The following is a 6296-nucleotide window of genomic DNA, read 5'->3' as shown; positions in this document are numbered from 1 at the left end:
AGCTCAAGCAAGCGACCAAAGCCCATATGGAGATGTTGGAAAACACCCCGGAACGAGTGTGCTCCTATTTCGAAGACCCCAGGATCAAGTACGCCGCCTGATCAATACTTAGTTGCCGGGTGAATAGTTATTCTGCGACGCTATCCCGAAAACTGGCGATGGCTGTTTCAAGTTGCAGGCGGTGCTCATTGTCGGCGAAGCAATCATCCGGCAGCAGCTGTATCAGGCGACTAAGCGTATGGGCAAAGCGGTAGTGTTGGGCTTTATCGAGTACCGAGGCGACTTCGGCCACATTATCGGCGCTGACCCAGGTTTGTTCGACCAGGTCGACGACGATTGCCAGGAACCCATCGCCATCCAGTTGTGGTTGGGCGAGCAACTGAGCGGATTGGTCACAATGCGCCTCCAAGCCGATAATCCGCAGCAATTGGTGTAGGTCGGCAATGACGGCGGCCAGATGGCTACCGACTATGGGCTGTCCGCTAATGGATAGATCAAACGCCAGGATACGTATCATTGTGCGTAGCTTGCCGCCGCGGTTTTCCCGATCCCCCAGCAAGGCCAGCCATTGCGATAGCTTTTTATAGGTCGCGGATGCTCGGTGGTAGAGGCGCTGCAAATCCTGGCGCAGTGCCGGTGTGGTTGCGCCGAATTCCAATGCGCCGAATAACGACAAGGCGATGGTATCGTCACTGATCAGCTCGGCCAGCGCTATATTCAGCCGTTGGCGTAATCGAGCGGAGGGTCTGCCATAGGCCAGCGCACTGGCAAGCTGTAATGCGAGCTGACCTGGGTCGGGGAACCGTTGCTGCAAAGCGAGCAGTGGATTGGATTGATTGGTCCACTCGTTCTTGCCGTCAAACACATCGTCCAGTGCAATCGGCCCGACTTCAGCCAACTCGGCTATCAGCTTTTCCGCCATGACGCGCCCGCGTGCACCTTCCGTGCTGCCGGCATTCCGTCGTGTATCAAGTAGCTTGCCACCCAATGCGAAACTCAAGTCCTCTTGCGTTTCCATCATGGCATCGTTCTGGAAGGAGAGCAGTTCTGACTGGGCCATTGCCACGACGGACTCCCCGTGTGGCAAAGCCGGCGGCACAACGGGAGGGGTGAACTCATCGATGCTCGACGGTGGGGCGCTACTGACCAGTTGATCGATTCTAAGCATGGGCAACCTGCTTTGCATTATCCCTTAGCTGCGCCAAAAGAAATTGCTGTTGCGCGGGCAGATCGAGGTGAATACGTACTAAACCGTTGTCTAATCGGGCTTGACCGGCTGCCAGCGTCTCATCAGGCAGCACGGTTATCGTTGGGGTATCCATAAATGTCGTGCGCGTACTGGCGACAGCCAAGGGGGCCACATACAGGCTGACCGCGCCATGAGGGAGCAGCTCCTGCACCTTACGCTCGATTCTGCGTAGCAATAGCTCGGTCTGGTCCACTTTGTCCAGCATTTCACCAAGTACCGTGGCCATCAAAGGTCGCCAGCGTGCCACCAGTTGGCGGGCGATGACTTGTTCCAGCGCCTGCTCATCACAAAGCCATTGCACAGTATCGGCAACGGCTTTGTCACAAGCCTGCTGAGCCAGTACGGCGCCTTCTTCTGCTGCTAATGAGTAAGCGTTTTCACGAATCCTCGCTGCTTCGGCCTGGGCTTGGGCCAGGACTGCCTCTGCTGCGTGTTGTAGCCTTTCTGCTTTAGTATGGGCGGCCGATAGTATTTCGGCACCGGTTATCCGAGGCGCTAAGGTGGCTGCACGAATGATCGGGCCAGTAGGGCAGGGGCCTAATACCTTATGTAGGGGGAGTTGCAATGGATTCATAACCATCTCAGCAATTTGCACAATACCGGCATAACCGGTTCGGCTGGGGGCCGTTGTTTATCAGGAGGTGGCAATAACAGGCTGGTGGCGGCAATAACCGGGTCGTCAGCTTGTGCAATCCAGGCGGTACCGAGGGTAGTCGCGGTTGCCAGCAAGTCAGTTGGCGTCAATGTTGGGGCCATGCAGGCGTCTACTGGAAACAGTGTCTGTAACTGCTCCAGTGCAACGTCACCCAACGCGGCAGCCAACGGTTGCCGGTAGGTCCTTAGAAACAGGTACTCAGGACACTGCAAAGCCCACAGGCCGATCGCCATGCCCAGTGTGTCGAGGCGGGTGGTATCTTCCAGCAGTGTTTGAGCGGTTGGGCTCAGCGCCGGTATTGGGTCATGCTTTTGACAGCCAAGTCGTAAGGCGATAAGGCGGTTCAGCGAAGGGGCTATTGCGGGTTGATTCAGATACGGCGTGCGCCAGCTGGCCAAGTCCAGGTGGGCCCACCAGCCTTTGTGCATCACAGTGCCGGGTTGCCACCACAGGGCATGTAGGCGTTGTAATGCGGGTGTAATCATGCTGCTCTCGGTTTACGGCCACGTACAGCAAAGACCATCAATCCCAGCGCCAATAACAACAATACTCCCCCGCCAGCAGCCCAAAGCCAGCGCTGCGGTATTGCCTGCGCATTGGGGGCGGGTGTTTTTGGTGGCGCCAGATAACGAAACTCGGCGCGTTGCAGGGTGACACTGATGCGGTCGGGCGAAAGGTTGGGAATGCCGTCGCGAATAAGGTTGCGGATTTCCGCAGTACGCGCAGGCAGATTGACTTCTGGGCTGTATTTGATGAATACAGCAGCCGATGCAGCCTGTTCGCTCTGATTGTCACGTGGGCGTGGTTCCGCTACCGATACTTCGGCCCTTACCACGCCGTCCATGCTGTTGAGCATCTTCTCCAGTTGCTGGCTTTTCAGGTAAAGCAGCTTGGCTGACTCTTGTTCTGGTGACGATACCAATTGGCCGCTGGGGAAAAGGTCTTGGATACCAACAGTCTTTCGACGTGGCAGACCATTTTGCCGTAGCACTTCCACTGCATCGACAAAGCGGGCGTCATCGACACGCACCGTGATGCCATCCTTGTTGGCTTGCTTTTCTGCCGGAATCTGATGGTAGATCAGCAAAGCCATCATCTGATTGGCTTCGGCTTCGTCCAGTTTGCTGTAAAGGTCAACATTGCAGCCGGTCAGCAGCAGTGGAAGGGCCAGCAGGAAAATTTTCCATGCGGGGGTTTTCATTGCATGTTCACTAACTTATTCACGGTCTGTGTCAGTGAGCCTGCAACCTTGGCGGCCAGCTCGGTACCGACTGTGATGGTGGAAAGTTGACCTTGCGCCGCAACCAGTTGTACTGGGTCCACAACGGCTTGTGGCGGTTGCAACAAAGCGGCGAATCGCGATTGCGTGGCAGCGTCAGGCGCGGCAACCGGTGCGGTTGCATCTGTCGGATTCATATTGGGTAGCAGGGATTGAATGGCGTCGATATTCATGGCTCTTCTCCTTGGTATCAGGCTGCATTGGCTGGTCTGGCAGCCAGTCGGGCATGCAACAGCTCGCGCAACTGGGGACAGACATCGTCGGGCAGTCCTTCGAGTCGTTCGAGTGCTTCTGTTGGTTTGTTAAGGCCAAACAGCAGCGTGGCCTGACAACTGGCCAACACGACAGGGTCGTCAATCCAGCCAGGCAGGGCCGCGAGAATGGTGCGTATCTCGCTGTTCAAACCGAGATGCACCGCGGCAAAACCAGCTTCGACAACCAGCCGACGTACTTCTGGTAATTCAGGCATCCGGGTATTCATCGTGTTTGTGTCCACAGGGCAATGCAGTAAGGCTTAAAAAGCGGCAGGGGTAGGTGTACCTGCTGTCGGCAAACAGGTCACATCTTGGAAATGATCCCCATCATCATGTCTTTCAATGACTTCATCACCGCACTGGAATAGCCCACGGCTACCGAGTACTGCTGCATGGCGTACTGTGCCTTGAGCATGCCTTCCGGGCTGTTGACAACATCGCCCTTCACGATGATATCGGCATCGCTGGCTGTACGACTGATCTGGTTGCCCATCTGGGCGACAATGTTTTCGATGTTCATGGCAATTCCTTTCAGGACGGCATGGGTGATGCGATGAAGCCCGAGTCACGCCTTATCTCGCTTGGCGACACTTGAAAATGCTTGCGGAAGCTGTCCGAGAAATGGGCATGGCTGCAAAAGCCCGATTCAAGGGCGATATCGATGACTTTGCTTGTGGTCGACATAAGCAATTCGCGCGCGTGGTTCAACCGTTGTTCCAGCAACCAGTGCTTGGGCGATACGCCGTACTTTTCATAGAAAAGCTGATTGAATTTGCGCAAGGATAAGCCGAGTTCCTCGGCATACCGGGCTACCGGCCAGGGCTCGAGGCGGTGGCGATTCATGAAGTCGAACAAATCGCTGTCACCGCGGACGAGCTTGTGGAGCAGGGCGGCGCAATATTCGCCTTCGACCGCAAGGCAATAGGTGAGGACGAAACGCAGCATGGCGTTGTTGTCGGCAGCAGCCAGTTGCTCGGCTGCATTAAGCATGCGGGGCCCCGCTGGAATTTCGTGCACCGATGACAGTGCACAATGCGGCAAGGCAGGTCCAAGCAAATGCTGCATATCGCGATATACCGGCAGTACCTGTGCAGGAGAAAATGAATACTGCGCTGCCCCAGGTGCTATGGCGTCTACGGTTGCTTCTGTTGTCAACAGCATGATGCTGGGTCCATTGACGGGCTGTACCGTGTCGGCGATGCGAATCTGGCTGAGCTGGAATCCAAGAATGATATGCAAAGTATTCATCTTACTGTCCACTAACCACTTGATAGCGTGAGTACATCATCACTTGATCGGGACATTTGACCCATCAGGTCATCACCTGAATTGATCCGATGTCGAGTAAGGGTTGTTACCCATTCCGCTGCTTTAACGCCTGCGGGATGGAACGGTATGTTGGCGATGCCAGACCTGGGTGATGACCTGCATCGCCGCCAGGCAGGCTTGACGACGCTGTTCAAGTTGAAGGTAATCTACGGCAGTCCTTGGTAGTCGTTGCTGCAGGCCTAATTCGGCGGCTGCGGCCGCAAGTTGGTCAAGCAAGGCAGCGCGGTGGAGTCCCAGGGGGTCGGCCAGTAACTGGTCTTCAAGTTGGGTCAGGGTTTGCATGAGGCTCCTACTTGCCGGTACGGGCAGCATGGGTTGCTGCCGCGTGGGCCTAAGTGTTAAGGGGAAGGAAAACCAGCTGTTGGTCATTGGCAAGCGAAACGCCTGCCGAGCTGAGCGCAACAATGCGCATGCCTTGCAATACCTGGCTGCCTGGCTGCAGGCGCATACCATTGGCCAGTTCGAGATAGGGTGATTGTTCGTTACCACCCAAGGCTCTTATGGCAGCGGGAAGATAATCTGCCGGCTTGATGACACTGGCGGCATTGACATAACGTAGCGAATAGCGCCGACCGGGAACGGCGTTCAGCGTTCTCAGCAAATGGTCGATGGCAGTCTGGCGTGGTTTATCAAGCTGTCCGGACAGCAGCCAGCCGCGATCGTCCCGTTGTGCGCTCAAGCCCTCAAACAGGTTGCCTTGCCGCAGGCGCTGCTGTAGTGCGGCAAACTCTTCGTTACCCTGGTCGCTTAGTTGCCAGCCATGCAGGCCGGGAAGCTGGTTCAGCGCCTTGGCCAGTGCGGGGAAGTGCTCGTCATTGCGGATTGCGCCATCGATCAGCGCTTCACCTTTTTCACTGATTCTGACGTCGATATAACGATAGCCATAGCCTGTTGCCAGGGCTTGCACGCTTTGCCGCAATTCATCGTCGCAGACGGCTTCACGCACCACCTTGACGCCAACCGCATGCAAGCGCGTCATCAGGTCAGTGAGTTGCGCGCTGTCGGCACAGCGGCCGTCCATGATCAATTCATTGGATTTTGACCAGCGCGTTTTCAGGTTAGGCATCGGTTTCAGCGCGGTAGGCAGCCATTCCTGAGGAGTGGGTGCTGCTGGTACGGGCTGAGGTACCAGGGCAATACCCACACAGACCAGTGCAACCACGCCGGTTACCGCAGCAAACAAGCCCAAGGGTGCGGGGCGATGTCGTGAGGGTATGCGGCGAGTGTCCAGTTTCGTGTCTGTCGTGCCAAGCACAAAACAGAAACCGGCAAGGTCAATGACTTTACCCAGCGGCAAAGGGCCTGGCAGGATGGATGTGCCCGCAACCCAGCAGGGGCTGGGACTATCGAGCACAATCTGCTCGGCTTCGATTTTGAGGCTGGCTTGGATGCCGCCTTCCAGTGGAAGGGACAGGTCACTGTCGCCTGAGCCCAATGTAAACAGGCCGGCGGGCAAGCGCAGTTCGCGACCAGCCAGTGGGCCATTGAGCAGTTTGAGCTTGTAGCGGGCATTCATTATATCGTTTCCCT

At 56.3% G+C, this 6296-nt stretch carries 10 protein-coding genes; all 10 read right to left on the bottom strand.

Going from position 1 to position 6296, the window contains the following annotated elements; genetic code table 11:
* Nucleotides 1-127 precede the first annotated feature (127 nt).
* The 10 genes from CSQ89_RS10775 to sctD all read right to left on the bottom strand — a co-directional run bounded on the left by CSQ89_RS10775 (nt 128) and on the right by sctD (nt 6282).
* Complete coding sequence (locus tag CSQ89_RS10775) at nt 128-1168, bottom strand: TyeA family type III secretion system gatekeeper subunit (protein WP_099406164.1); 1041 nt, start codon at nt 1166-1168, stop codon at nt 128-130.
* On the bottom strand, nt 1161-1823 hold the full coding sequence (locus CSQ89_RS10770) for a hypothetical protein (protein WP_099406163.1): 663 nt from the start codon (nt 1821-1823) through the stop codon (nt 1161-1163). Before CSQ89_RS10770 ends, CSQ89_RS10775 begins: the two co-directional genes overlap by 8 nt.
* Nucleotides 1820-2389: a type III secretion system domain-containing protein gene (locus CSQ89_RS10765; RefSeq protein WP_099406162.1), complete on the bottom strand. Its 570-nt coding sequence runs from the start codon at nt 2387-2389 to the stop codon at nt 1820-1822. The genes CSQ89_RS10770 and CSQ89_RS10765 overlap by 4 nt, the downstream gene beginning before the upstream one ends.
* The gene (gene sctJ / locus CSQ89_RS10760) at nt 2386-3105 is read right to left on the bottom strand and encodes a type III secretion system inner membrane ring lipoprotein SctJ (RefSeq protein WP_099406161.1); all 720 of its coding nucleotides are present in this window, start codon (nt 3103-3105) and stop codon (nt 2386-2388) included. The genes CSQ89_RS10765 and sctJ overlap by 4 nt, the downstream gene beginning before the upstream one ends.
* The gene (gene sctI, locus CSQ89_RS10755; RefSeq protein ID WP_099406160.1) at nt 3102-3356 is read right to left on the bottom strand and encodes a type III secretion system inner rod subunit SctI; all 255 of its coding nucleotides are present in this window, start codon (nt 3354-3356) and stop codon (nt 3102-3104) included. The genes sctJ and sctI overlap by 4 nt, the downstream gene beginning before the upstream one ends.
* 17 nt (nt 3357-3373) lie before the next feature.
* A complete protein-coding gene (locus CSQ89_RS10750; protein WP_199065431.1) occupies nt 3374-3664 on the bottom strand; it encodes a DUF1039 domain-containing protein in 291 nt (96 codons plus the stop codon).
* Nucleotides 3665-3741: 77 nt separating this feature from the next.
* Nucleotides 3742-3957: a type III secretion system needle filament subunit SctF gene (sctF, locus tag CSQ89_RS10745; protein ID WP_099406158.1), complete on the bottom strand. Its 216-nt coding sequence runs from the start codon at nt 3955-3957 to the stop codon at nt 3742-3744.
* A gap of 11 nt (nt 3958-3968) precedes the next feature.
* Nucleotides 3969-4685, bottom strand: a complete 717-nt coding sequence (locus CSQ89_RS10740; RefSeq protein ID WP_199065428.1) for a helix-turn-helix transcriptional regulator — start codon at nt 4683-4685, stop codon at nt 3969-3971.
* 123 nt (nt 4686-4808) lie between these two features.
* Nucleotides 4809-5048 (bottom strand): EscE/YscE/SsaE family type III secretion system needle protein co-chaperone, encoded by a 240-nt coding sequence (locus CSQ89_RS22450; RefSeq protein WP_158228960.1) that lies wholly within the window; start codon nt 5046-5048, stop codon nt 4809-4811.
* Between the two features lie 49 nt (nt 5049-5097).
* Complete coding sequence (gene sctD / locus CSQ89_RS10730; protein ID WP_099406156.1) at nt 5098-6282, bottom strand: type III secretion system inner membrane ring subunit SctD; 1185 nt, start codon at nt 6280-6282, stop codon at nt 5098-5100.
* Between the last annotated feature and the right edge of the window lie 14 nt (nt 6283-6296).

This window comes from Chitinimonas sp. BJB300, assembly GCF_002735695.1.
GTDB lineage: Bacteria > Pseudomonadota > Gammaproteobacteria > Burkholderiales > Chitinimonadaceae > Chitinimonas.
This window is presented reverse-complemented; position numbering and strand designations above follow the sequence as displayed.

Excerpts from the sequence above, each read along its gene's own strand:
- CSQ89_RS10775 (WP_099406164.1), bottom strand. The coding sequence starts at position 1,168 with ATGCTTAGAATCGATCAACTGGTCAGTAGCGCCCCACCGTCGAGCATC.
- CSQ89_RS10770 (WP_099406163.1), bottom strand. The coding sequence starts at position 1,823 with ATGAATCCATTGCAACTCCCCCTACATAAGGTATTAGGCCCCTGCCCT.
- CSQ89_RS10765 (WP_099406162.1), bottom strand. The coding sequence starts at position 2,389 with ATGATTACACCCGCATTACAACGCCTACATGCCCTGTGGTGGCAACCC.
- sctJ (WP_099406161.1), bottom strand. The coding sequence starts at position 3,105 with ATGAAAACCCCCGCATGGAAAATTTTCCTGCTGGCCCTTCCACTGCTG.
- sctI (WP_099406160.1), bottom strand. The coding sequence starts at position 3,356 with ATGAATATCGACGCCATTCAATCCCTGCTACCCAATATGAATCCGACA.
- CSQ89_RS10750 (WP_199065431.1), bottom strand. The coding sequence starts at position 3,664 with ATGAATACCCGGATGCCTGAATTACCAGAAGTACGTCGGCTGGTTGTC.
- sctF (WP_099406158.1), bottom strand. The coding sequence starts at position 3,957 with ATGAACATCGAAAACATTGTCGCCCAGATGGGCAACCAGATCAGTCGT.
- CSQ89_RS10740 (WP_199065428.1), bottom strand. The coding sequence starts at position 4,685 with ATGAATACTTTGCATATCATTCTTGGATTCCAGCTCAGCCAGATTCGC.
- CSQ89_RS22450 (WP_158228960.1), bottom strand. The coding sequence starts at position 5,048 with ATGCAAACCCTGACCCAACTTGAAGACCAGTTACTGGCCGACCCCCTG.
- sctD (WP_099406156.1), bottom strand. The coding sequence starts at position 6,282 with ATGAATGCCCGCTACAAGCTCAAACTGCTCAATGGCCCACTGGCTGGT.